The following is a 24,377-nucleotide window of genomic DNA, read 5'->3' as shown; positions in this document are numbered from 1 at the left end:
CGCCCCGCCCCGGCCACCCACCGCCCCCGCATCGGCGACCGCGCGAGCGCTGCGCCGCCCGGGTCCGCCGCCACCGGATCCTGACCGACGAGATCGCCGACATCGACACCGAGCTGCGCGCACTGACCGCCCGCGCCGCCCCGACGATGCTCGCCACCAAGGGCTACGGCGTCATCACCACCGCCACCCTGCTCGCCGGCGCCGGCGACAACCCCGGCCGAATCCGCACCGAGGCCTCCTTCGCCGCCCTGTGCGGCGCCGCCCCGATCCCCGCCAGCTCCGGGAAGACCAACCGCCACCGACTCAACCGCGGCGGCGACCGACAGGCCAACTGGGCGCTGCACCAGATCGCCCTGGTCCGCCTGTCCAGCGACCCGCGCACCAAGGCCTACGCCGCCCGCCTCACCGCCACGGGCAAGAACTGCAAAGAGATACTGCGCTGCCTCAAACGCGCCATCGCCCGCGAAGCATGGCACCTGCTGACCCACCCCCAACCCGCACCCCGCACCGACGACCTGCGCCGACTGCGCCACGAACGAGGACTCACCCTCACCCAAGCCGCCCACCACCTGAACACCCACCCGGCCCGGATCAGCGAACTCGAACGCGGCACACGCCCCGACACCACCCTCACCGCAGCATACCGCCAATGGCTCAACACCCAACAACCACAGACCCACACCGCTTGACACCAATAGGAGCATCAAACCCCCGCCCGAGGCCGTCCCAAGAGCCCCACCCGCACCACCGCGACCCACTGAACCCGTGCAGCAGGCGGCAGCGATCCCGCCGGTGCACTGCCGCCGCCATCAGTCCGGGGCTGCAGGGCACAGAGGCCCGGAAAGTACATCCTCACTCGTCACTGCATTCCCATTATTATCAACAGCATCGCCATCGACGGACTGTCGCCCTCTATTGTCACGGTCCGGTCGCGTGAAAAGGTGGCTCCCGCGTACTTTTAAGGGCCTTCCGTGTCGTAGCGCGCACCGAGAATGGCGCCATTGCGCCATTTTGCGATCCACGACTCTCAGAGCGGGGCGTTAAAAGTATGCGGGAGCCACCTTTTCGCGCCGCCGGGAGGCGTCCGCGAGCGCCTCGTGGACGCCTCCCGGCCGGGCGCCCGCCGTGTTCCCCTGCTTGCCGACGGCTCCGGCGCGAGTCCGGCGACGAGGACGGGTCAGCGGGGCGCCGGTGTCACGGCGGATCGCAGCTCCGGTGACCCGTCGACTGCCGGAAGCCGTCCGGGCCGCCGGTAGTGCGGCCCGTAGGCTGGGGTCATGATGTGGCGCGATGGCGAGGTCCTGGTCCTGCGGCGGTCCTGGGGGGAGCCCGGGCGCCGGTGCCTGGAGCTGGATGTTGAGATCACCGCGGCGCCTGATGGGGCGCGCGGGCTGGTGCCGGGGCGCGTCTGCCGCGCCGTGGCCTATGAGCAGCTGTGCGGGGAGCCGCGGCCCGGCGAGCGGGTGCGCCTGGAGGTCTCGGCCCTCGATCGGGGCCTGGGCACCGGCGGTCACGCCATGGTGGCGGCCCGTCTTGACGTCCTGCCCGCCGATCCGCCCGCCGACGGTCACCTGGTCAAGGCCCGCTACATGCCCGACCAGGTCATGGTCGCCGGCGCCGACGAGCAGGGCGCGGCGCATCACGACGTCCTGTCGCGGCCGATCGGAGAACTCGCGTTGGACGGGGCGCCGGTCGTGGTCGCCGATCTGCACTCCAGCCTTCCGGCGATCGTGGCCGGCGCCCGCGCGGGGGCCGGTGGGGGGCGGCCGGCGCGCATCGTCTATGTCATGACCGACGGCGGCGCCCTGCCCCTGGCCTATTCGCGCGTGGTCGCCGCCCTGCGCCGGGCGGGTTGGATCGTCGGGACTGTCACGGCGGGGCAGGCCTGGGGCGGTGACCTGGAGGCCGTCAGCGTTCATAACGCGCTCCTGGCCGCCCGTCACGTTCTGGGCGCTGAGATCGTCGTCGTCATCCAGGGTCCGGGCAATCTGGGCACGGACACCCCCTGGGGGTTCTCCGGCGTCGCCTGCGGGGATGCCGTCAACGCCGTCGCCGCCCTGGGCGGGCGGCCCATCGCCTGTCTGCGCATTTCGCAGGCCGATGCCCGCGAGCGCCATCGCGGAGTCTCGCACCATTCGTTGACCGCTTACGGGCGGGTGGCGCTGGCGGGGGCGGATGTGGTGGTGCCGCGGCTGGGCGGTGAGTTGGGGCGGCGGGTCGATGCGCAGGTCCGGTGGTTGTGCGAGCCGCGGGCGGTGGGGGTGCGGCATCGTCGGGTGGATGCGGGTGTGGAGGGTCTGAGGGGGGTTCTGGCGGGGGCCGAGCGGGCCATCGGCGTGCGTTTGTCGACGATGGGGCGGGGTCTGGAGGAGGATGAGGCGGCTTTCGTGGCGGCGGCGGCGGCCGGGCGGCATGCGGCGGCGGTGCTGGCGGGGTCGGCGGCCGGGTGCTGAGTCGGTGGTGCGCCGGGGTTGGTGCGCCGGGCGGGAGGCGGGGCGGATCCTGCCGGTCGCGCGGGCGGCGCGCCGGGGGTCGCGTCATGCATTAGCCTGCGGGCATGAAGACCTTCGAGGGCCTGTTCGCCGAGCTCGAGCGCAAGGCCTCCGCCCGTCCGGCCGGCTCCGCCACCGTGGAGGAGCTGGATCGGGGCGTCCACTTCATCGGCAAGAAGCTGGTGGAGGAGGCCGCCGAGTCGTGGATGGCCTGTGAGCACGAGTCCGATGAGGCCGCCTGCGTCGAGCTCAGTCAGCTGCTCTACCACGTGCAGGTCATGATGATCGCCAAGGGCTACACCCTGGCCGACGTCTACGAGCATCTGTGAGGCCGTCGGCCCGCCCCGCTCGGGCGGCGGGCGGGGCGGGGGCGTCGACGGCGGTCGGGGCCGCATTCCGCCGCTCCGCGCTCCCGTCGGCCCGGCGCCCCCGTGAGTCCTGTGAGTCATCCGTCGTCGTCATGTGAAGGAGTGCGTCGTGCTGCGCATCGCCGTGCCCAATAAGGGCTCCTTGTCCGAGCCCGCCGTCACCCTGCTCGCCGAGGCCGGGTACCGCACCCGGCGCACCGGGCGCGAGCTGGTCCTGGTCGACGAGGCGGGCGGTGTGGAGCTGTTCTTCCTGCGTCCGCGCGATATCGCCGTCTATGTGGGGCAGGGCACTGTTCACGCCGGTATCACGGGTCGGGATCTGCTGCTGGACTCGGGGGTCGATGCGGTGGAGCATCTGGCGCTGGGCTTCGCCCGTTCCACCTTCCGCTTCGCCGCGCCCGCGGGGACGGCCGTCACGCTGGCGGATGTGGAGGGCAGGCGCGTGGCCACCTCCTACGACGTGCTGGTGGGCGATTACCTGGCGCGGCGGGGCGTGAGTGCGCGGATCGTCCACCTCGACGGCGCGGTGGAGTCCTCGGTGCAGTTGGGCGTGGCCGATCTCATCGCCGACGTCGTGGAGACGGGCACGACGCTGCGGGCGGCCGGTCTGGAGGTGTTCGGCGAGCCGATCCTGGTCAGTGAGGCGGTGCTCGTCACCACCGAGCGGTTGCGCGACGAGCCGGCCCTGGCGGTTCTGGTGCGCCGTCTGGAGGGGGTGCTGCGGGCCCGGTCCTACGTGCTCGTCGATTACGACGTGCCGATGAACGATCTGCATCTGGCGACGGCGATCACGCCGGGCATCGAGTCGCCGACGGTCTCCCCGCTGCAGAATCCGGACTGGGTGGCGGTGCGGGCGATGGTGCCGCGTAAGGACGTCAATCGGGTGATGGACGAGTTGTACGCGGTGGGTGCGCGGGCGATCCTGGTCTCCTCGCTGCTGGCCTGCCGGCTCTAGCGCGCCGGGCCCGTCAGGCCGGCGGCGGGGCGGGCGCAGGGACGAGATCGTCGTCGTCGGCCAGGGCGATTCCGTAGTAGGCGGCCAGGGTCTCCTCCTCCTCGGGGCTCAGCCCCTCCTGGGCGGCGGGCCGCGGCGCCGCCCTCAGGCGCGCCCGGGGGTGGGGCACGCGCAGTGCGCCGGCCTTCAGGCTCGCCCCCACCAGGGGCACGAGGATCGGGCGGGGGCGCAGCGCTCCGGCGACCACGCGCACCCAGGTGGGCCGGCCGCTGATGTTGTCCAGGAGGATCTGGGCGACCTCGCCGACTCTGGCGCCGTCTTCGTCGACGACGACGGCGTCGAGGAGCTGTTCGAGTCGCTGCTGACTGGGCTGAGTGGTCATGGGTCCCCCTTCCGGGCCGGTTCGCCGTGCGGCGCGACTCGGGCATCCTATCGGCCGGCCCCGCCGCGGCGGCGGGACTCGCGGGGCGGGCGGGTCAGGCGTCGAGCAGGGGGGTGCACACGACGTCGACGGCGGGGGCCGTGGGGCCGAGCAGGCGGTGGGCCCCCAGGAAGTCGAGCATCGGGGCCACGCGGTCGGCCGAGACGGATCCGACGACGGTGTCGGGGGCGGGGCGCACGAGCGCTCCGGTGGCCACGGCGACCTCGCGGGCGCGGGCGGCCTCCTGCGGGTCGACCAGGTCGGTGACGTAGGTGCGGGTGGTCTCCACGGCGGCGTCGGGGTCGTCGACGAAGCGCGTCATGCCCTTGGCGCTGGCGCTCACCGCCGCGGCGAGGTCGTCGCGGCGGGCGGCCAGGACCCGGGCGGTGGTCACCAGGGAGGCGCCGATGAGGGGGACTTCGGCGGCGACGTCGAGGGTGCGCACCGCCATGCCGTTCTGGGCGATCTGGACGGCGTCGTTGTTGGAGAAGCCGACGATGGCGTCGACCTTGCCGCCCACGAGGGCGGCCTGCTGGGTGAAGCCGATCTCCTGGATGGTGACGTCGGACTCGGTCAGGCCGGCCGTCTCCAGGGCGAGCTGGAGGGCGTACCAGGTCTCGCCGGTGCGGCCGGGCACGCCGACGGTGCGGCCGGCGAGCTGGTTCAGGGCGGTGATCGGCGAGTCCTGGGGCACGATGAGGCAGGCGGGGTAGCGCTGGTAGTAGCCGCCGATGATGACCAGGTCCGAGCCGTTGGAGGCGGCGACGGCGGCCTCGTCGCCGCCGGCCACGACCAGGTGCTCCGTGCCGGCCAGGAGGGCCTCGAACTGGCCCTCCTGGGCGCCGTGGTGGCGCAGCTGGGTGCCGTCGGCGTAGACGGACATGTAGAAGGGGGCGAATTGGACGTTGGGGGTGTAGGTCATGCCGATGGTGAGGGGCCCGGCCGCGCCGGAGGCCGTGGACAGGGATCTGGAGGCGGTTCCGCTCGAGCAGGCGCCGAGCAGGGCGGCGGCGCCGGCGGTCGCGGCGGCGGCCAGGGCGCGGCGGCGGGGCAGGCGCGGGGTCGCGGGGCTCATGGGGTTGTTCATGGCGGGGCTTCCTTTCCGGTTGCGGGTGCGGAGGGGCGGGGGCGCCCCCGGGTGCGGGGGTCGGGGCGGGCGGTCAGGTGGCGCGGCGCCCGCGCATGGCGTCGACGACGCGACTGCGGCGCTCGAGCTCGTGCAGGCACCAGTGGATGGTGGTGGCCATGGCGCACAGCAGGACGATGGTGGAGAACAGGCCGGAGGTGTCGATGGTGTCGCGCTGGTGGGACAGCACCATGCCCAGTCCGGTCCCGCCCATGGTCATCTCGCCGACGACGGCGCCGGTGACCGACAGGGTGAAGCCCGTGCGCAGTCCGGCCAGGATCGCCGGCAGGGCCATGGGCAGCTCCATGTGCACGATCATGGAGGCCCCGTGGGCGCCGTCGAGCCTGGCGGCGTCCAGGATGTCGGCGTCCAGGCCGCGCAGGCCCAGCAGGACGGTGACGGTGATGGGGAAGAAGACCATGAAGGCGCACAGGACGACCACCGGGGCCGTGCCGTAGCCGATCCACAGGACCAGCAGGGGGGCGACGGCGATGGCGGGCACCGCCTGGGAGGCGGCGACGTAGGGCAGGACGGTGCGGGAGAACAGGCGCCAGCGGAACAGGGCCCAGGCCAGGGGCAGGGCGAGCGCCGCGGCCGTCAGGCAGCCCAGCAGGGCCTCGCGCAGCGTGACCCAGGCGTAGGAGGCCAGGCCCGCGCGGGTCAGGCCCAGCCACAGGCGCCGGGCCACGTCCACGGGCCCGGGCAGGAACACGGCGGGGATCCGGCCCGAGCGGGCCGCGGCCCACCAGGCGGCCAGGAGGGCCAGGCCGAGCACGGCGGCCGGCGCTCCGGCGCGCCGGCGCGCGCGGCCGGCGCCCATCGGGCTGCTCACGTCATCACTTCCCCGGGCGCATGCCCCGGGGCGCTCGCCCCGGGCGCGTCCGGGGCGAGGGTCGGGTGCGAACCCGCGGGCGCGCCGGCACCGGCGGCGCCCGGCCCACGACCGTGGGACGGCGCCGCGGCGGGGCGCGCCCCGTGCCTCCTCCCATCCGGACTTTGACCGTCGGCGCCGGAATTCCACCGGCTCGGCCGCTCGCGCCCCCCGGCGGGGGGCTCTCACGGGTCGCGGGCTGTCACCGCCGGTTCGGAATTGCACCGACCCCGGAGCACGTTGCTGGGGCCGACCCTAGAGCACGGCGGCGGGGCGGGACAAGTCCTCGGGGCGCCCGCGCCCGGCGCGGCGCTCACGGGCGGGCGGCGTCGGCCGCGGCGTCGAATTCGTCGGCCACCCTCCCGTCGGGGCGGCCGGTTCGCGACACGGCCCAGGCGACGGCGAGGTTGCCCAGGAAGCCGGGGACGATCTCGTACAGGTCGAACAGGCCCCCGGGGCCGCCGTCGAGGTTGCCCCACACCATGACCAGGGCGGCGCCCACGATCATGCCGGCGAAGGCCCCCGCGGCGGTCAGCCGCCTCCAGTACAGGCACAGCAGGACCGTGGGCCCGAAGCCCGCCCCGAATCCCGCCCAGGCGAAGGCGACCAGGTCCAGGATGGTCCCGCCCCGGTTCCAGGCCAGGAGCGCGGCGATCACGGCGACGGCGAACACGGCCATGCGCGAGTACAGGACCAGGCGGCCCCCGGTGACCCGCCGGCGGGTGATCGCCCCGTAGAGGTCCTCGATGAGGGCCGAGGAGGTCACCAGCAGCTGGGAGGAGATGGTGGACATGATGGCGGCGAGGATGGCGGCGAGCATGAACCCGGCGACCAGGGGGTGGAAGAGCAGCTGGCCCAGGGCGATGAACACGGTCTCGGGGTCGGCCAGGGCGGCCGGGTCGCGCCGGTAGACGGCCGCGCCCACGACCGCGGTCAGGCCCGCCCCGATCACGGCCAGGAGCATCCAGCCGATGCCGATGCGCCTGCCCGCCCTGGCCTCGCCGGGGGTGCGGATCGCCATGAAGCGGACGATGATGTGCGGCTGGCCGAAGTAGCCCAGCCCCCAGGCGAGGGCGGAGACGACGGCCAGGACCGGCGTGGTCGGCCCCCACAGCGCCCAGTAGTGGGGGTCGACGGCGGACACGGAGTCGATCAGGGCGCCGGGGCCGCCGGCGCGGATGATCCCGACGACGGGCACGACCACCAGGGCGGCCAGCATCATCAGGCCCTGGACGAAGTCGGTGTAGGACACGGCCAGGAATCCGCCGATGAGGGTGTAGACCACCGTGATCGCGGCGACCAGCACCATGCCCAGGCGGTAGTCCATGCCGAAGGAGCCCTCGAAGAACGCGCCGCCGGCGACCATGCCGGAGGAGACGTAGAAGGTGAAGTAGACCAGGATGATCACCCCGGAGGCCCAGCGCAGCAGGTGACGGGTGTCGTGCAGGCGGTTGCCCAGGAAGCTGGGGATGGTGATGGCGTTGCCGGCGACCTCCGTGTAGGCGCGCAGCCGCGGGGCCACGAACCGCCAGTTGAGCCAGGCGCCGATCGTCAGGCCGACGGCGATCCACGCCTCCACCAGGCCGTGGGCGTACAGGGCGCCGGGCAGGCCCATGAGCAGCCAGCCGGACATGTCCGAGGCCCCGGCGGACAGGGCGGCCACCCAGGGGTTGAGGCCGCGGTCGGCGAGCATGTAGTCGTCGAGGTCGTTGTTGCGCCCGTAGGCCCAGCCGCCGATGGCCAGCATGCCCACGAAGTACACGATCATGGCGATCGCCTGATAGGTGGTCTCATCCATGGGGTCGTCCTGTCCGTGAGGGATCGGGGGTCGCGGGCCGCCGTGAATAACGACGGCCCCGCGTGCATGTGTTTGCACCGAATCGAATAGTAACCGGAGTGCTGTCGCGCCCGGGCCGCTCAACGCGGATGGGATCGAGATGGTAGCCTGCTCCCATGAAGGTGACGATCGATTCGGGCGGGCGGCTCCTCCTTCCCAAGAGCCTGCGGGATTCGACGGGGCTCCTTCCGGGCACGCAGGTGGACGTCTCGGTCTACGGCGGAGGGGTGCAGTTGACGCCGGGCGGTCGCACCGCCCGACTGGAGCGGGATGCGGACGGGCGTCTTGTGGCCGTATCGGACACCGTCGTCACCGACGACGTGCTGTTCGCGCTCATCGACGCCGGGCGCAGATGATGGCTCCGCCCAGGTTCGCGGTGGATACGAGCGTGGCCGTCCCCCTGCTCGTCGCCTCCCACGCGGCCCATGAGGCCGTGCGCGACTGGGCGCGGGGACGGCGACTGCACCTCAGCGGTCATGCGCTGCCCGAGACCTACGCGGTGCTGACCCGGCTTCCCGGCGACGCGCGCATGAGCTGCGCGGATGCGACCGCGCTCATAGACGATCGTTTCTTCGGGACGCTGACGCTTCCGGCGGATGCGGCCGCCGATGTGCACCGTCATCTGGCCCGCCTCGGCATCGCGGGCGGCGCCGTCTACGACGGACTGGTGGCCCTGGCCGCACGTGAGAACGACGCCGTGCTCGTCACCAGAGACGCGCGCGCCAGGGCGACGTACGAGGCGGTCGGCACGAGTGTCGAGATCCTGAGAACGACCCGGGCCTGAGCGGCGCGAAAAGGGCCCCTGGCCGTGCATCCGCGGGGCTCGGGGAGCGGCGCGCTACCCGGCCAGGGCCAGGACGATCGCGACCGCCCAGTCGCCGTCGTGGCTCAGGGACGCCGACCAGCGGGACGCCTGCCCCGCCCCGGCCCCCAGGGAGCGCTCGACGGCGTCGAGCACCCGGCCGCCCAGTCGCAGGCCGGGGCGGCCCCAGCGGTCGGTGAGGACCTCGATCTCCCGCCAGTCCACCGCCTCGGGGGCCAGGACCGGGGCGACGGCCCGCCCGGCGGCGGCGTTGGCCGCGGCGGACCAGGCCTTGACGAGGGCCTCCTTGGCGGCCCAGCGCGCCGCCAGGTGCTCGGCCGGGCGGGAGCCGCACTGGCGGGCGCGGCGGGCGGCCTCGCGCCGCTCGCGGGGGGTGAAGGCCCTCTGGGCGAAGACCGATCCGGCCACGGCGAGCTGGTCCGCCAGGCCGGGGACGTGGACGAGGTCCAGGCCCGCGCCCAGCACCCGGCCCCCGGCGTCGGGCACCGGCGGCAGGCGCGGGGCGGCGCGCCCGCCGCCCGCTCCGGCGGAGCCCTGCGGGCGCGGGGCCGGCGGCCCGGTCACGACCGGACCCGCCGCCGGGCGCCGGTGCTCACCGGTCCCCGCGCGCGATCACGCGCACGTCCGCCAGATGACCCCGCGCGGCGAGCTTGGCATCGCACGTCACCAGCGGCGCCCGGAGGGCCTCGGCGAGGGCGATGTAGGAGGCGTCGTAGCTGGTGAGCTGGAACCTTAAGGACCAGACGCGATTGGCGAGGAGACCGGCCTCATGGCGCTCGATGGACAATGCGAAGTAGGAGCGCAGCGCGGAGTCGGCGAGGCCAGCCGGAAGCTTGCGCGACAGCTCCAGCCCGCGCAGAACGGAGAGCACCTCCAGATCGAGCAGGTGGGGCGCATGGATATCGTCGTCCAGGGCATCGAGGAGAGCGGGGTGGACGCGATCCGCGACAAGCGCCTCGATCATCGCCGAGGCGTCGACGACGATCACCGTCTGCTCCGGTGGAGCTCGTCGAGGATGTCCTCGCGGGTCGCGCCCCGAGAACGGTCCAGAGCGCGCAGCCGCGCAACGATGTCCGCGTTCGTGGGGCGGGCGACGACGCGGGAGAGCTCCTCGACGACGTAGGCGGACATCGACATCCCTCGCGCGGCGGCACGCTCCTTGAGGGCGTCCACCACGTCCTCGGGAACATCCCGGGCGTAGAGCACTGGCATGCCACAATGCTAGCAGAACGCTAGCGGCAGGTGAAGGGGCGGCCCCACGACGCCCGCGGAACGATCCGAGGTCCGGAACGGATCCCGCCGCAGACAGACGATGCGATTGGCGATCACGCCCCCGAAGGCGCGCCCGCCCCCGCCGCGGACCCGGGGGTTCGCGGCGGGGGCGGGCGGGATAGGGTCCGGGCTCCCCCGGGCCCTCCCGGGGCTCTCAGGCCCCCCGGGACTCGCCGGGCTCGCCGGCGTGGTAGACGCCGTCGGCGCCCAGGCGGGCGTCGGGGTCCAGGAGCATGGCGGCCTCGACCTCGTGGGGGTCGCGGCCCGCCGCCCGCTCGCCCAGGCGACGGCCCTCGACGGGCTCGAACAGGGGGGCGCGCCCGATCATGCCGGCGCGGCGGCGGCGCGTGCCCTCGGCCAGGCGGCGGTTGGCCCGCTCCAGCCACTCGTCCACCGCCCCCTGGCCGCCCGAGCGGCGCAGGGCCGACTCGAAGGCGCCGGGGTGGACAACGGCGATGAGCCCGGAGACGTGCCCGAAGCCCAGCGAGGTGAGCAGGCCGGCGCGCACCGGCCCGCCGTCGCGGCCCGTCAGGCGGATGGGGGTGCGCGGCCACACCCAGAAGGCGTCCTCGGCCAGCGGGGCGTCGACCACGTCGAGGCTGGCGTTGCCCGGCGCCACCCCGGTGGCCAGGATCTCGGTCAGGCCCGCCACCTGGAACAGCGCCGCCCCGCCCTTGGCGTGGCCGGTGATCGACTTCTGCGACACGGCCACCAGCGGGTTGCCCTCGGTGCGCCCCAGGGCGCGCGCCAGACGGGTGTGCAGCTCGGACTCGTTGGGGTCGTTGGCGCCCGTGGAGGTGTCGTGCTTGGAGACCACGGCGATGTCGTCGGCCCGCACGCCCAGGGCCGCCAGGGCCCGGGCCAGGCGCGAGGAGCGCCCGCCGCGCCCCGCCCCCAGGGCCCCCAGGCCCGGGGCCGGGATGGAGGTGTGGGCGCCGTCGGCGTAGGAGGACACGAAGCCCAGCACCCCGGCCACCGGCAGGCCCAGGCGGGCGGCCACGGAGGCGCGCGCCAGGATGACGGTGCCCCCGCCCTCGGCCTCCACGAAGCCGCCGCGGCGCCGGTCGTTGGCCCGCGAGAAGTGGCGGGCGGAGATGCCCTGGGCGTACATGGCCCCCGCCTCGGCGGTGGCGTTCATGTTGCCGAAGCCCACGACGGACTCCACGGAGATGTCGTCGATGGCGCCGGCCACGACCACGTCGGCCCGGCCCAGGGCGATCTTGTCCCAGCCCTCCTCGATGGACACCGCGGCGGTGGCGCAGGCGCTGACCGGCTGGACCATGGCGCCGTAGCCGCCGATGTAGGACTGCATGACGTGGGCGGCCACCACGTTGGGCAGGGACTCCTGGAGGATGTCGCCGGCGCGCTCCTCGTCCAGGAAGCGGCCCACGAACATCTTGCGCATGGACTCCATGCCGCCGAAGCCGGTGCCCTGGGTGCAGGCCACGTCGCCGGGGTGGACGGCGCGCAGCAGCTCGGCCGGGGAGAAGCCGGCCGACAGGAAGGCGTCGACGGCGGTGACCAGGTTCCAGGCGGCGATGGTGTCCATGCCCTCGGCCATGGAGGCCGGGATGCCCCAGCGCAGCGGGTCGAAGTCGACCGGCAGCTGGCCGCCGACGGTGCGCGACAGGGCGGCGCGGCGCGGCACGCGGGCCAGCGACCCGGCCAGGCGCGTGACCGTCCACTCCCCCGACTCGGCGTCGGGGGCGATGCGCGTGTGCTCGGGGTCGGAGTCGCGGATCGTCAGGGCGGCGGCCTCGTCGGGGACCGTCAGGACGATGTCGCGGTCGAGGTAGACGGCGACCTCCTCGTCGGCGACCGGGGCGATGAGGCCGTCGTCGACGAACTCGCGGATGCCACAGCGGGCCACGACCTCGTCGCGGTAGCGCCCGTAGACCTCGGACTCGTCGACGAACTCGCCCTCGGCGTCGTACCAGCCGGCCCTCGGGGAGTCCTGCCAGGTCAGCAGGCCCATGCCCCAGGCCAGCTCCAGGACGCCGGCGGCGGTCAGCTCGACGTCGTCGCCCCCGCTCATGCCCAGCTCGGCCTCGCGGCGGGTGCGGCCCGACCCCCAGGTGGAGACCTCGCCGGTGGAGACGATGACGACCATGTCCTCCAGGTCGGCCTCCACCTCGCCCCAGTGGGGGGCGGTGGGCTGGACGGGCGCGCTCGGGGTCGGCAGGGCCGCCACGGCGGCCGGCTCGGGCTCCCGCCCGTCCGCCTCGGCGCCGGCGCGGGCGGCGGCCCGGCGCAGGGCCACCAGGTCGACGTCGTCGCCCAGGCCGCCGGTCAGGTCGGCCGTGACGGGGGCGGCGGCCGCCTCGGCGCGCACGGGCGCCGCGCACAGGCCCACCAGCTCCCCGGCGATCTCGTCGGTGGACCAGGTGCGCACCCCGGCGGCCTCGACGGCCTCCACCAGCGGGTCGTTGCCGCCCATGAGGCCGGTGCCGCGCACCCACCCGATGCGCGGGTGGACCAGGGTGACCCGGCGGGCCCACACCGGCTCGGAGGACCAGCGGTTGACCACGGCGTCCAGGGCGGACTTGACCTCCCCGTAGGCGCCGTCGCCGCCGAAGGCGCCGCGGTTGGGCGAGCCGGGCAGGACCACATGCAGGCGGTGGTCGACGTGGGTGTCCGTGCCGATGGCGCTCAGGGCCGCGATGGTGCGCTCCACGCTCCACAGCAGCAGGCGGGCCTGGCGCTCGGCCCCCGGCCCGGCGTCCGCCAGGGTGCCGGCCACCCGCGGGGCGGCGAAGGGGAACAGCACGGTGGGCACCAGGGCCTCCTTGACGAGCCTGGTGGCCCCCCCGGAGGTGACGGTGCGGTCCGTGCCGATCCACTGGGCCAGGGCGTCGACGTCGCGGTAGGAGGCCAGGTTCGCCGGCACCATCCACAGGCGGGCGCCGGCGGAGGCGTGCTCGCGGTAGACGCGCTTGGCGAAGTCGAGGCGCTCGTGGGTCAGGCGCGAGCTGGTGGCCACCACGGTGGCCCCGCCCGCCAGCAGCCGCCCGACGACGGCCGCGGCGATGGAGTGCGGGGCGAAGCCGGTGACCACGGCCACGTCGTCGGCCCACAGCGTCTGGGCCGACCCGGCGACCGGGGCGGACCTGGCGGCGGCGGCGATGGCCCGGGCCAGCTCGGCCCGCTCCCCGGCGTCGGCCAGCGGCGAGGAGGCCAGGGCGCCGGCCCACCAGGCGGCCTGGTCGGCCACGGCCCGCCCCAGGCCCGTGAAGCGCTCGGGGGCCAGCAGGTCGCGGGCGGCGTCCAGGTCGGTCTGACCGTTGCCCAGGCGGGCCAGGTCCTCGCGGGCCGTGGCCCAGCGGTCGTCGATGAGCACGGCCCGCTCGGCCTGGAAGACCGGGGTCGCGAACTTCAGCCACCCCGTCCCCAGCTCGGCGTCGACGGCCTCCACCAGGGCGCGGGTCGCCGCGGCCTCGTCGGCCGCCGCGGCGTCGTAGGACTCCGGCTCGTCCAGGCCCAGGGCGGCCAGGACGTGGCGGGCCGTGGTGGCCAGCACGCCCTGCTGCCCGGTGACGGAGGCGGCGAAGGCGTCCAGGGCGGCCGAGTCGACGACGGCGCCGCCCGCCCCTCCCCCGGCGCTGGGCTTGGACACGGACACCCCGTGGGCGGCGGCGACCGCCTGGACGGCCCGGTCGATGAGGGCGTCGACGTCGCCCGCCGAGCCCAGGGGCGCGCTGGAGCCCAACGAGGCCAGGTCCCCCCCGCGCACGGAGGCGCCCTCGCGGGTGCCCAGGAGCAGGGCGGCGGTCACGTGGGAGACCCAGCCCCCGCCCAGGCCCCACACGGAGCCCACGCGCTCGGCGATGCGCCCGGCGCGCACCCCCGAGGGGCCCAGGATGCGGCCCAGGCCCGTGCGGATGGCGTCGGTGAGGACGGGCCCGAAGGCCTTGTAGCCCGGAGCGCCCTTGGCGACGGTGGCCGCCAGGGCGGTCATGTCGGCGTCGGCGGCCCCGTCGATGCTGGCCAGCTGCAGTTCGGTGCCCATGTCCATGAGCAGCTGGTTGCGCCTGGAGGACACCCCGTTGGTCAGGGTCTCGGTGGTGTCGGTGGCCCCGATCTGGTCGGGCAGGATGCGGGCGGAGTGGGCCAGCAGGACCGTCAGGGCGTCGGTGGCCCCGAAGGGCAGGTCCTCCACGGGCCCCGCCGCCGGGGCGGCCGGAGCGGGGGCGGCCGGAGCGGCCTCGGCGGGGGGCTCGGCCTGAGCCGGAGCCGCGGCCGGGGCGGCGTCCGCGGCCGGGGCGGGAGCGGGCGCCGGGGCGGCCGGCAGCTCGAAGTCCTCCCCGCCCGGCTCGACGGCCGGGTCGGTGTCCGTGGCCAGGACGCGCGCCTCGTCGCGGCGGGCGTTGTGCACCGTGACGTGGCGCCCGGCGTGGCGGGGCAGCATGAGCGTGCGGGCGGCCAGGTTCGCCAGCGTCGGGGAGGCGGCCAGGCCCACCTCGACCAGGTGCTCCACGCCCAGCCCGCCCTCGTCGGGCGAGGAGAACAGGACGTCCTGCGTCTCGATCCAGCGCACCGGGGAGGCGAACTGCCAGGCCAGCAGCTCCACCAGCAGCGCGCGGGCCAGCTCGCGGGGCCGCTCGGCGGCCGCCGGCCAGTCCTCCAGCAGCTCGCGCACCGGCTCGGAGGGCACCACGTCGGCGATGGCCCGCGCGAAGTCCCGGGTCAGCTCGAAGGGCCGGGCCACCAGGTTGGGCACGTAGCGCCCCACCAGGCGCTCGTAGTCCAGGTCGTGGGGGATCAGGGCCAGCAGGCGCTCGCGGAACTCGGGCACGCCCGGGCGCAGCACCCGGGAGTGGAAGGGCACGTCGATGCCGGGCACGTACATGAACGGGTTCTTGCCGCCGCGCTCGGCGGCCCGGGCGCGCGAGTCGGCGGCCAGGGCCTCCAGGCCCTTGATGGTGCCGGCCACCGCGTACTGCACGCCCGCCAGGTTGAAGTTGACGATCTGGAGGAACTCGCCGCTGGCCTCGGCCACGGAGGCGACGTAGTCCTCGACCTGCTCGGCCCCGATGCCCGCCTGGTTGGGGCGCAGCGCCCCCATGCGGTAGTTCGAGGCGCCGTCGGCGTCGCGCTCGACCAGGGTGTGCATGGTCGAGCCGCGCTGGAAGACGATGGAGATGGTGGTCTCCACCGGCATGACGCGCCCGTAGGCGGACAGGGCCGTGTACTCGCCCAGGGAGTGGCCGGCGAAGGCGGCGTCCTCCACCAGGGCGCCGGCCTCGGCCAGGCGGGCGGTGGTGGCCATGGCCACGGTCGCCAGGGCCACCTGGGTGAACTGGGTGAGGTTGAGCAGGCCGTCGGGGTGGCGGTAGGTCACGCCCCGGGCCGTCATCTCGGTGGGGTTGTCGCGCACCAGGTTGATGACGGAGAAGCCCAGCTCGGCGCGGGTGTGGGCGTCGGCCCGCTCCCACACCTCGCGCGCCGCCCGCGACGAGTTCATCTCGTCCAGGCCCATGCCCCGGGCCTGGATGCCCTGGCCGGGGTAGACGTAGGCGGTGGGCTCGGGGACGGTCACGGCGCTGCCGCGCGAGACGACCTCGTCGCCGATGCGGCAGGTGACCTCCAGGACGAGGCCGCCCCCGCGCACCAGGCCGGTGCGCTCGACGCTGATCTCCACGGTGTCGGACAGCTCGACGGTGCCCAGCATGACGTAGGTCCAGCCGGCCAGGACGTGGCGGGCGCCGTCGGGGTCGGTGGCCGCGGCCGCCTGCTGGGCGGTGGCCGACAGCCACATGCCGTGCACCAGCGGGGCGTCCATGCCGGCGACGCGGGCGGCGTTGTAGGAGGTGTGGATGGGGTTGAAGTCCCCGGTGACCCGGGCGAAGGCCGTCATGTCCGACGGCGCCGTCACCCTCACCCGGCGCAGCAGGCGGCGGGCGGCGGGGGCGGTGGCCCGCCCCGTGCCCCCGGCCGGCTCCGGGGCGGAGGGCACGGCGGTGCCCGAGGCCCGCCCGCGGATGGCGAAGCGCTCGCGCATGAGGGCCACCAGGGAGCCGTCGGCGGCGTCGGTCAGCTCCAGGCGCACGTCGACCACGCGCCCCGCGCTGGACTCCTCCAGGCCGGCGACCCAGCCGTCGACCTGGATGACGAAGTCGTCCCCGGCCCGCGCCGCCAGCTCGGCCAGCGGGCGGCGCAGGTCGACGGTGTGGTCCAGGTGGACGGCCCCCAGCAGCCCCTCGATGAGCGGCATGCCGTCCTCGACGACGCTGCCCAGGGCGGCGTAGACCACCGGCCAGCAGGGGCCGAGCAGGGCGTCGGGCGCCAGCGGGGCCGCCGACAGGTCGGCGGGCAGGGCGTCGGCGGTCACGGCGCCGTGGTCGTGGCCCAGGGTGGCGGCCAGGGTGAAGCGGGCGTGGACGGTGCCGAAGGGGCGGGCCGAGGGCCGGCCCAGGGCGTCGGTCGCCCCGGGCTCGGCGGGGCGCACCTCGGGCAGGCGCTCGACGAGGTCGCCGGTGACGGACACGGCCCCCACGCCCGCGGTGGCGCGCAGCAGGTCGTTCATGGTCTCGCTGATGCGCCCGGGGTCGACCAGCGGGGCGGCCCCGTCCCAGGCGCGGGCCAGGCGCAGCGGCACCACGAGGCGGCGCACGGCGTGGATCGCCTCCCCGCCGGGCGTGGAGTCCCAGTGGGTGTCCAGGCGGATGTCCAGGTCGTAGGCGTCCTCGGCCACGTCGGGGCGGGCCACGACGGCGTAGGCGCCCTCGGGCAGGACCCGGGCGGGGTTGACGGTCAGGTGGCCGTTCCACAGCACGTGCGGGGCGGCGCGCACCAGCCCGGTGGCGTCGGCGACCGGCGCGGCCCCGGGGCGGATGGCGCCCAGGCGCCCGGCCGCCGCCCGCTCGGGGGTGCCGGCGGCCTGGAGGGCCTCGACGGCGGCCGTCTCGAAGCGGCCCAGCAGGTGGCCCACCGGCTCGTTGATGGTGGTGATGCCGGCCACGGCCACCGGGCCGGGGATGATGCGCACCTGGTCGGCGCTGTAGCGCGGGTCCTGGGACTGCCACAGGGAGTCGGTGCCCCACCAGCGCAGGATGTCGGCGTCGACGACGGGCACGAAGGGCACCGGCTTGGGGTGCTTGCGGCACAGGTCGACGAACCAGGCGGCGTCGGCCGGCTCCACCCGGGTGGAGGCCGCCCGCGGGTAGCGCTCGGCCAGGGCCGCCAGGGCGGCGTCGGAGTCGATGACGGCGTCGGCGTCGGCGAACAGCGTGGGGACCATCCCGTGGTCGGCCTCGCTCAGGCGGGCCTCGACGCGGTGCAGCAGGTCCAGGAAGCGGTCGTACCAGCTCTCGTCGGCCCAGTCCCCGGCGCCGGCACTGCGCCCCTCGTGCGGGGCGACGCACAGGTCGGCGAAGCGGGTGGCCCACTCGAGGTAGGTCATCTCCTCGACGTCGCCGAAGTAGGGCTTGGCGGTCTTGGCCAGGGCCGCGATCATCTCGTCGCGGCGCGCGGCCATGGCCTCCTCGTTGCCGGCGAGCTCCTGGATCAGGCGCGAGGCCCGGGCGGAGGAGTTGTCGATCTCGTACAGGTCGGCCCTCAGGTGCGACAGGCCCGAGGTCATGCCGCCGGCCGAGGCGCCCGAGGCGATCCAGCCGCCCTCGGTGCCGGGGGTGTCGGCCGTGATGCCGGGGGTGTCGACGAGCAGCTGCTTGACGTCGTCGTTGGTCTTGGCCTCCAGGGCGGTCATGGCGGCGGTGCCGACCATGACGCCGTCCACCGGGGCGGCGGCGGTGCCGTGGGCCAGCGCCCAGCGGCCCGTGAGGTAGTCGGCGGCCCGGGAGGGGGTGCCGATGCCCCCGCCCACGCACACCACCACGTTCTCCTGGCTGCGGATGGCGTCGTAGGTGGCCAGGAGCATGGTGTCCAGGTCCTCCCACGAGTGGTGCCCGCCGGCGTGGCCGTCCTCGATCTGCATGAGGACCGGGGTGTCGGGCACCGCCGCGGCGATGGCCAGGACCTGGCGGATCTGGTCGACGGTGCCGGGCTTGAAGGCGACGTAGGGGAAGCCCTCGGCGCGCAGGCGCCCGAGCAGCTCGGTGGCCTCCTCCAGCTCGGGGACGCCGGCGGAGATGGTGATGCCGTCGATGGGCGCGCCGCCGGCGCGGGCCTTGGACAGCAGGCGCTGGGTGCCCAGGTGCAGGTTCCACAGGTAGCGGTCCATGAACATGGCGTTGAAGGCGGCCGTGCGGCCCGGCTCCAGGCGCCGCTGCAGGCCCTCCAGGTTGTCCGCCAGGACCTTGGCGGTGGTCTGGCCGCCGCCGGCCAGCTCGGACCAGTACCCGGCGTTGGCGGCCGCGGCCACGATCTCCGGGTCGACGGTGGTGGGGGTCATGCCTGCCAGCATCACCGCGGAGCGGCCGGTCAGGCGCGTGAAGGCCGTGTCCAGGGTCAGGCGCCCGTCGGGCAGGCGGGTCAGGCCCGGGGCGAAGCGGGAGCGGTCCACCGCGGGCCTGGGGCCGGCCCCCGGCCGGTCCAGGTCGTCCACGGCGGCGGCGGTGCCGGCGGGCACCACGCTCACGCCGGTGCCGGCCACGACCGCCTCGGTCAGGCGGGTCAGGACCGTGCCCGGCCCCAGGTCCAGCACCAGCCGGGGGCGCGAATCGGCCTCCAGGGCCCGGTGCACCAGCTCCGGCCAGTCGACGGGGTCGATGAGGACGGCGGCGGCCAGGTCGCGGGCCAGGGCCTCGTCCAGCCCGGCCGCGCGCGCCCAGGCGACGACGTCGGCCACCGCCCCGTCCAGCAGGTGGGTGTGGAAGGGCACCGAGGTGGTCAGGTACTCGGTGACCGGCGCCAGGACGGCGCCGCCGCGGCGGCGCTCCTTGCGGGCCCGGGCGCTGCGGGCGGCCGCCGACTCCAGGGCCGTGACCACGCGCTCGAGGTCGGCGGGGCGGCCGGACAGGGTGTGGGCCTGACGGCCGTTGGTCACGCCCAGGCAGATGCGCCCGGCGCCGGGCACGCCCTCCAGGACGGCGTCGAGCACCTCGCGGGTGACCCCGCGCACCGAGAGCATGGGCGTGGCCCGCCCCGCCGGGCCCAGGTCGAGGCGGCGGGTCGTGCGGGCGGCGGCGGCCCCGATGAGGCGGGCCAGGGCGTGGACCTCGGCCACGGCCCGCCGGCCCTCCTCGCCGGGGCGGGCCATGGCCTCCAGGAGGGCCACGCCGAGCACCCCCTGGGAGTGGCCGATGACGCCCGCCGGCGGCGTGGCGCGCACGTCCACGCCGGCGCCGGCCAGGGCCGCCACGACCGCGTGCTGGGCCAGGAGGATCCCCGGCACGGACACGTCCGCCGAGTCGGCGGAGGCGGGCGCCGGCGCGGGGGCGATGGGCGCGGCGCCCTCGTCCAGCAGCCGCAGCCCGCGCGGGGTGACGGTCAGCAGGTCGGTGGCCACGGGCGCGAGCAGGTCGGCGACGGCCCGGTCCACGGCCACCAGCTCGCCGGCCAGGTCGCCGTCGAGCCCGACCAGGCCCTCCAGGGCGGCCCTCCAGGGGGTCGCCTGCCCGCCGAAGGCGAGGACGTAGGGCTCGCCGGCGCTCAGGCGCTCGGCGACGGTGCGGGCCTGGGCCCCGGCGGCGGGGGCGGTGGACTTGGTGCTCATGCGATCCTCGGTCGTGGTGGACGGACTGGTGGTGGAAGAGGCGGCGCCGGACGGCGCCGGCGGGGCGTGGTGGTCTGTCATCGGCTCACTGTCACTGGGGAACTCGGGGGCGGATCTGGCAGGGGCTCACAGGGGGATGTTGTCGTGCTTCTTGGCCGGCACGTGGCGGGCGTCGCGCTTGTCCGCCAGGGCGGCCAGCGAGTCGACGATGACCGAGCGGGTGGCCTCCGGGGCGATGACCGCGTCGATCTCCCCGATCGCCACCGCCTTGTCCGGGTTGATGACGGAGTCGGCGTACTGGGCCACCAGGCGCTCGTGCTCGGCGGCGGCCGCCTCCTCCCCCCGCTCCTCGCGCACCCGGGCCAGGTCGCGGCGGTGGATGATGCCCACCGCCCCCTGCGCCCCGAGCACGGCGATCTCCGCGCCCGGCCAGCAGAAGTTCAGGTCCGCGCCGATGGCCTTGGACCCCATGACGATGTAGGCCCCGCCGTAGGCCTTGCGCAGGATGACCGTCACCAGGGGGACGGTCGCGGTGGCGTAGGCGTTGATGACCTTGGCGCCGCGGCGGATGATGCCCGCGTGCTCCTGCTCCGCGCCGGGCCGGTAGCCGGGCACGTCCACGAAGGTGACCACCGGCAGCCCGAAGGCGTCGCAGAAGCGCACGAAGCGCGCCAGCTTCTCCGAGGCGTTGACGTCCAGGGTGCCCGCGTCGGCCAGCGGCTGGTTCGCCGCGATGCCCACCGGGCGCCCCTCGAAGCAGGCGAAGCCGATGACCACGTTGGGGGCGAAGACCTCCTGGACCTGCACCAGCTCGCCGTGGTCGACCACGGCCGCCACCACCTCGGCCACGTCGTAGGCCTGGCGGGAGGAGGCCGGCACCAGGGAGCCCACCGACGCCGCGGCGGCCGCGTCGGCGGCCCGGGCCGCGTCGTCGTAGTCGTAGCGGGGCGCCTCCTGGTCCGCCGAGGAGGGCAGGTAGGCCAGCAGCGTGCGCACCTGCTCCAGGGCGTCGGACTCGTCCTGGGCCACATAGTGCACCACCCCCGACACCCGCCCGTGGATCCGGGCCCCGCCCAGCTCCTCGGCGCTGATCTGCTCGCCGGTGACGGCGCGCACGACGTCGGGGCCGGTGACGAACATGTGGGAGGCCTCGCGGGTGGCGATGACGAAGTCCGTCAGGGCCGGGCTGTAGACCGCCCCGCCCGCGCACGGGCCCAGGATGACGCTGATCTGGGGCACCAGGCCGGAGGCGGCGCAGGTGCGGTTGAAGATCCGCCCGTACTGGCGCAGCGCCCCCACGCCCTCCTGGATCTTGGCGCCCCCGGAGTCGATGAGCCCGATGACGGGGATGCGCAGGCGCAGGGCGTCGTCGAGCAGGCGGACGATCTTGTCGCCCTCGATGGCGCCCAGGGCGCCGCCGGACACGGAGAAGTCCTGGGAGTAGACGGCCACCTGGCGCCCGCCGATCTGCCCGAACCCGGTCACGACGCCGGAGGGGCGCGCCCCCTCCCCCGCGCCGGAGCCGGTGTAGCGGCCGATCTCCAGGAAGCTGTCGGCGTCGAGCAGCTCGGCGATGCGCTCGCGGGCCGTGCTCTTGCCCTTGGGGTGCTGGCGCCTGGCGGCGGCCTCCTCCGCCTGGGCGTCGACGCGGGCGATGCGCTCGCGGAAGGCGCGGGTGGCGGCGGAGTCGGCCATGGTGGCCGACTCGGGCCGGGCGCCGGCCGGGCCGGGCGCGGGTGCGGGGGCGGTGGTCATATCAGTCCTCCTGCTCGGATCGGGCCGGCCTCATGCGCACGAGGACCTCGCCGGCGGCGACCGTGCGCCCCGCGCTGACGGGGATGTCGGCGACGGTGGCGTCGGCGGGCGCGTGGACGTAGTTCTCCATCTTCATCGACTCCAGGACGACCAGCAGGTCGCCCTCGCTCACCCGCCGGCCGGGCTCGACGCAGATGCGGGTGACGATCGCCTGCATGGGCGCGGCGATGACGGAGGGGTCGCCCGCCGCGGCCTCGGCGGCGCGCGGGCCCCGCCCCGCCGGGCCGCGCCCGCGCAGCGGCTGGGCCGCGCCCCGGCCGGTCGCGGCGGCGAACCCGGCGCCCAGGCGCGGGCCGCGCCCGCCCAGGATGCCGTCGGGGACGGTCAGGCGCACGCGGCGCCCGTTGAGCTCGATGACGTAGCTGGAGCGGGTGCGCGGGTTGTCCGGGGCCGGGGCGGGCGCGGGCCCGGCGGCGTCGGGATCGGCCAGGGCCGGCAGGACCTCGGTCTCGATCCAGCGCGTGGTCACGCCCAGGCCGCCGCGCGGGTCGGCGGCGGTGAACTCCTCGCGGCCCAGGACGTGCTCGTGCAGGGCCGTGCACACGGTCACGCCCTCGACGACCGTCTCGTGCAGGGCCCGGCGGGCCCGGCGCAGCGCCTGGTCGCGGTCGGAGCCGGTGACGACGATCTTGGCGAGCATGGGGTCGAACACGGGGGTGACGACGTCGCCCTCGACGACGCCGGACTCGATGCGCACGCCCGGCCCGGCGGGCCAGCGCAGGCGGGTGATGGCGCCGGTGGAGGGGGCCAGGGAGCGGGCGGGATCCTCGCAGGTGATGCGCAGCTCGACGCTGTGGCCGCGGGGGGCGGGGATCTCGCCCAGGCGCCCGCCCACGGCGATGCGCAGCTGGATCTCGACCAGGTCGACGCCGGTGACCTCCTCGCTCACGCAGTGCTCGACCTGCAGGCGGGGGTTGACCTCCAGGAACCACAGGTCGCCGTCGGGGGTCAGGAGGAACTCGCAGGTGGCCACGCCCACGTAGTCGACGGCCTCCAGGAGGCGGCGGGAGGCCCCGGTCAGACGGGCGTCCAGGCCCTCGGGCAGGTAGGGGGCCGGCGCCTCCTCCAGGAGCTTCTGGTTGCGCCGCTGCAGGGTGCAGTCGCGGGTGGACACCACGGCGAAGGCGCCGTGGCGGTCGCGGGCGCACTGGGTCTCGATGTGCCGGGCGGCCGTGACGAACTTCTCCAGGATGAGGGCGCCGCCCCCGGCCGCCGCCGCCTCGAAGGCGGGGGTGGAGCGGACCTCCTCCTCGGAGGCGAGCACCGTGATGCCGCGCCCGCCCCCGCCGTCGGTGCGCTTGAGGGCCACGGGGTAGCCGTGGGCGGAGGCGAAGTCGATGACGGCGTCGGGGCCGGTCACCGAGTCGGTGATGCCGGGGACGGGGGCGACGCCGGCCCGCTCGGCGGTGGCGCGCGCGCTCATCTTGTCCCCCAGCGCCTCCATGGCCTCCGGCGAGGGGCCCACCCAGGTGATGTCGGCGTCCATGACGGCCCGGGCGAAGTCGGCGCGCTCGGACAGGAAGCCGTAGCCGGGGTGGATGGCGTCGGCGCCGGTGCGCCGCGCGAGGTCGAGGATCGCCGCGGCGTCGGTGTAGGACGACCCCTCGGACAGGGCGTGGGCCTCGTCGGCGAGCTCGGCGGCCGGGCTGAGCAGGTCCTCGGGGGTGTAGGGCAGGATGGAGGTGCCGCCCAGGTCGCGCACGGTGCGCACGACGCGCAGGGCGATCTCCCCCCTGTTGGCGATGAGGACGCGGTTCGCGCTCCGAGTGGTCACCGGTGTGCTCCTAAGGTCTGGTGGGGGCGGCGCCGGCGCCCTGCGCACCGGCCCTCCGCCCGGCCGTTCCCCGTCTTCTACAAGACTCCACTGGGTGGTCCGGCCGAGAACCAACACTACGGGGCGATGCACCCCGGACCCAATTGTGGAATCCTCACAAAGTGCGGGGGTCGTGTTGTGTCCGCGCGCGCCCGCCCGCCGGGGCGGCGGGTGCGCGTGCGCCCCGCGTCCCCGCGGCCCGCCCGAGTCCCCGCCCGCACCGGCGGCGCCCTCGGCCGGGTCCGGATGTGACTAGCCTCACCGGTGGGTCGCCGCCAGCGGGTCCCTCGACGCCGAGGGCCCCGCGGGAATCGCCGTCGCAATGGGAGACGCGCCCCGCCCCTTCCCCTCTACTACGCCCCTTTCCCTTTACTGCGTCTCTTCACCCTCTGCTGTACGAGAAAATGGAGCGTAGCGGAGGGCGAAAGGGCGTAGCAGAGGGGAAGGGGCGTAGTAGACGGAAGGTTATTCAGTGGGCTCATGGTGGCGCTCTCCCGTTCGGACCACTTGCGTTGGTCAAGTCTCTTGGTGTGGTGTTCTTCCGGTCAGGTGGTGATGGCGGGCAGGGCGGCGCGGCCGCCGGTGCTGTTGTCGGCCTGGAGCATGTCGGTCAGGTGTCGCAGTGAGGTCTGGGAGAGGTAGCGGCGTTCGCCGTACTGCCACTCCTCGTGCTGCTCCAACAGGACGGAGCCGATCAGGCGGGTGACGGACTCGCTGTCGGGGAAGACCTGGACCACATCGGCGCGGCGCTTGATCTCGCGGTTGAGGCGCTCGATGGGGTTGTTGGACCAGATCTTGGTCCAGTGCTCGCGGGGGAAGGCCGCGAAGGCCGTCAGGTCGGGCTGGGCGTCGATCAGCATCTGGGCGATCTCGGGGAACGGGTCCCTCAAGGCGTCGATGACGTGCTTGTACTGGGCCATGACCGCCTCCCTGCTGGTCTGGGCGAAGATCGTGGAGACCAGGGCGTTGAC

General features: G+C 75.0%; 17 protein-coding genes and 1 riboswitch. Of the genes, 6 read left to right on the top strand and 11 right to left on the bottom strand.

What is annotated here, in order from left to right:
• Positions 1-146: 146 nt before the first annotated feature.
• The 4 genes from G446_RS17070 (at position 147) to hisG (ending at position 3,815) form a co-directional block, all read left to right on the top strand.
• On the top strand, positions 147-689 hold the full coding sequence (locus G446_RS17070) for an IS110 family transposase (protein WP_051285874.1): 543 nt from the start codon (positions 147-149) through the stop codon (positions 687-689).
• Positions 690-1,277: 588 nt separating this feature from the next.
• Entirely contained in the window at positions 1,278-2,453 is a 1,176-nt protein-coding gene (locus G446_RS0109130) for a DUF3866 family protein (protein ID WP_026409921.1), read from the top strand.
• Positions 2,454-2,557: 104 nt separating this feature from the next.
• Positions 2,558-2,821, top strand: coding sequence for a phosphoribosyl-ATP diphosphatase (locus tag G446_RS0109125; RefSeq protein ID WP_026409920.1), 264 nt, complete (start codon positions 2,558-2,560; stop codon positions 2,819-2,821).
• Positions 2,822-2,969: 148 nt separating this feature from the next.
• Positions 2,970-3,815, top strand: coding sequence for an ATP phosphoribosyltransferase (hisG, locus tag G446_RS0109120; RefSeq protein ID WP_026409919.1), 846 nt, complete (start codon positions 2,970-2,972; stop codon positions 3,813-3,815).
• A gap of 13 nt (positions 3,816-3,828) precedes the next feature.
• On the opposite strand, the gene G446_RS17065 is transcribed toward hisG, so the two are convergent.
• The 4 genes from G446_RS17065 to putP all read right to left on the bottom strand — a co-directional run bounded on the left by G446_RS17065 (position 3,829) and on the right by putP (position 8,031).
• Positions 3,829-4,197, bottom strand: a complete 369-nt coding sequence (locus G446_RS17065; protein WP_051285873.1) for a PRC-barrel domain-containing protein — start codon at positions 4,195-4,197, stop codon at positions 3,829-3,831.
• A 94-nt stretch (positions 4,198-4,291) separates the two neighbouring features.
• On the bottom strand, positions 4,292-5,323 hold the full coding sequence (locus G446_RS17060; protein WP_211228281.1) for an ABC transporter substrate-binding protein: 1,032 nt from the start codon (positions 5,321-5,323) through the stop codon (positions 4,292-4,294).
• A 73-nt stretch (positions 5,324-5,396) separates the two neighbouring features.
• Positions 5,397-6,182, bottom strand: coding sequence for an ABC transporter permease (locus G446_RS0109105; protein ID WP_026409918.1), 786 nt, complete (start codon positions 6,180-6,182; stop codon positions 5,397-5,399).
• A gap of 152 nt (positions 6,183-6,334) precedes the next feature.
• Positions 6,335-6,475: riboswitch (FMN riboswitch) on the bottom strand.
• 71 nt (positions 6,476-6,546) lie between these two features.
• Positions 6,547-8,031, bottom strand: coding sequence for a sodium/proline symporter PutP (putP, locus tag G446_RS0109100; RefSeq protein WP_026409917.1), 1,485 nt, complete (start codon positions 8,029-8,031; stop codon positions 6,547-6,549).
• A gap of 155 nt (positions 8,032-8,186) precedes the next feature.
• Here putP and G446_RS0109095 point away from each other — a divergent pair, with 155 nt between their 5' ends.
• Both G446_RS0109095 and G446_RS0109090 read left to right on the top strand, forming a co-directional pair.
• Entirely contained in the window at positions 8,187-8,426 is a 240-nt protein-coding gene (locus tag G446_RS0109095) for an AbrB/MazE/SpoVT family DNA-binding domain-containing protein (RefSeq protein WP_026409916.1), read from the top strand.
• 32 nt (positions 8,427-8,458) lie between these two features.
• Positions 8,459-8,854, top strand: coding sequence for a PIN domain-containing protein (locus tag G446_RS0109090; RefSeq protein WP_211228280.1), 396 nt, complete (start codon positions 8,459-8,461; stop codon positions 8,852-8,854).
• Between the two features lie 54 nt (positions 8,855-8,908).
• Here the strand turns inward: G446_RS0109090 and G446_RS0109085 are convergent, their stop codons facing one another.
• The 7 genes from G446_RS0109085 to G446_RS17055 all read right to left on the bottom strand — a co-directional run.
• The gene (locus tag G446_RS0109085) at positions 8,909-9,457 is read right to left on the bottom strand and encodes a holo-ACP synthase (RefSeq protein ID WP_084779125.1); all 549 of its coding nucleotides are present in this window, start codon (positions 9,455-9,457) and stop codon (positions 8,909-8,911) included.
• A gap of 28 nt (positions 9,458-9,485) precedes the next feature.
• Positions 9,486-9,881, bottom strand: coding sequence for a type II toxin-antitoxin system VapC family toxin (locus G446_RS0109080; protein ID WP_026409913.1), 396 nt, complete (start codon positions 9,879-9,881; stop codon positions 9,486-9,488).
• Positions 9,878-10,105 (bottom strand): FitA-like ribbon-helix-helix domain-containing protein, encoded by a 228-nt coding sequence (locus G446_RS0109075; RefSeq protein ID WP_026409912.1) that lies wholly within the window; start codon positions 10,103-10,105, stop codon positions 9,878-9,880. Before G446_RS0109075 ends, G446_RS0109080 begins: the two co-directional genes overlap by 4 nt.
• Before the next feature lie 214 nt (positions 10,106-10,319).
• Entirely contained in the window at positions 10,320-19,778 is a 9,459-nt protein-coding gene (locus G446_RS0109070) for a type I polyketide synthase (protein ID WP_084779124.1), read from the bottom strand.
• A 126-nt stretch (positions 19,779-19,904) separates the two neighbouring features.
• Entirely contained in the window at positions 19,905-21,533 is a 1,629-nt protein-coding gene (locus G446_RS0109065; RefSeq protein ID WP_026409910.1) for an acyl-CoA carboxylase subunit beta, read from the bottom strand.
• Position 21,534: 1 nt separating this feature from the next.
• Complete coding sequence (locus G446_RS0109060; RefSeq protein ID WP_026409909.1) at positions 21,535-23,367, bottom strand: acetyl/propionyl/methylcrotonyl-CoA carboxylase subunit alpha; 1,833 nt, start codon at positions 23,365-23,367, stop codon at positions 21,535-21,537.
• A gap of 584 nt (positions 23,368-23,951) precedes the next feature.
• On the bottom strand, positions 23,952-24,377 hold a 426-nt coding region (locus G446_RS17055), incomplete at its 5' end, for an IS256 family transposase (RefSeq protein WP_034469905.1).

This window comes from Actinomyces dentalis DSM 19115, assembly GCF_000429225.1.
In the GTDB taxonomy this organism is placed as follows: Bacteria; Actinomycetota; Actinomycetes; order Actinomycetales; family Actinomycetaceae; genus Actinomyces; species Actinomyces dentalis.
This window is presented reverse-complemented; position numbering and strand designations above follow the sequence as displayed.

Bases quoted from the DNA above. Each gene is read 5' to 3' on its own strand.
- G446_RS17070 (WP_051285874.1), top strand. From the start codon at position 147: ATGCTCGCCACCAAGGGCTACGGCGTCATCACCACCGCCACCCTGCTC.
- G446_RS0109130 (WP_026409921.1), top strand. From the start codon at position 1,278: ATGATGTGGCGCGATGGCGAGGTCCTGGTCCTGCGGCGGTCCTGGGGG.
- G446_RS0109125 (WP_026409920.1), top strand. From the start codon at position 2,558: ATGAAGACCTTCGAGGGCCTGTTCGCCGAGCTCGAGCGCAAGGCCTCC.
- G446_RS17065 (WP_051285873.1), bottom strand. From the start codon at position 4,197: ATGACCACTCAGCCCAGTCAGCAGCGACTCGAACAGCTCCTCGACGCC.
- G446_RS17060 (WP_211228281.1), bottom strand. From the start codon at position 5,323: ATGAACAACCCCATGAGCCCCGCGACCCCGCGCCTGCCCCGCCGCCGC.
- G446_RS0109105 (WP_026409918.1), bottom strand. From the start codon at position 6,182: ATGGGCGCCGGCCGCGCGCGCCGGCGCGCCGGAGCGCCGGCCGCCGTG.
- putP (WP_026409917.1), bottom strand. From the start codon at position 8,031: ATGGATGAGACCACCTATCAGGCGATCGCCATGATCGTGTACTTCGTG.
- G446_RS0109095 (WP_026409916.1), top strand. From the start codon at position 8,187: ATGAAGGTGACGATCGATTCGGGCGGGCGGCTCCTCCTTCCCAAGAGC.
- G446_RS0109075 (WP_026409912.1), bottom strand. From the start codon at position 10,105: ATGCCAGTGCTCTACGCCCGGGATGTTCCCGAGGACGTGGTGGACGCC.
- G446_RS0109070 (WP_084779124.1), bottom strand. From the start codon at position 19,778: ATGAGCACCAAGTCCACCGCCCCCGCCGCCGGGGCCCAGGCCCGCACC.
- G446_RS0109065 (WP_026409910.1), bottom strand. From the start codon at position 21,533: ATGACCACCGCCCCCGCACCCGCGCCCGGCCCGGCCGGCGCCCGGCCC.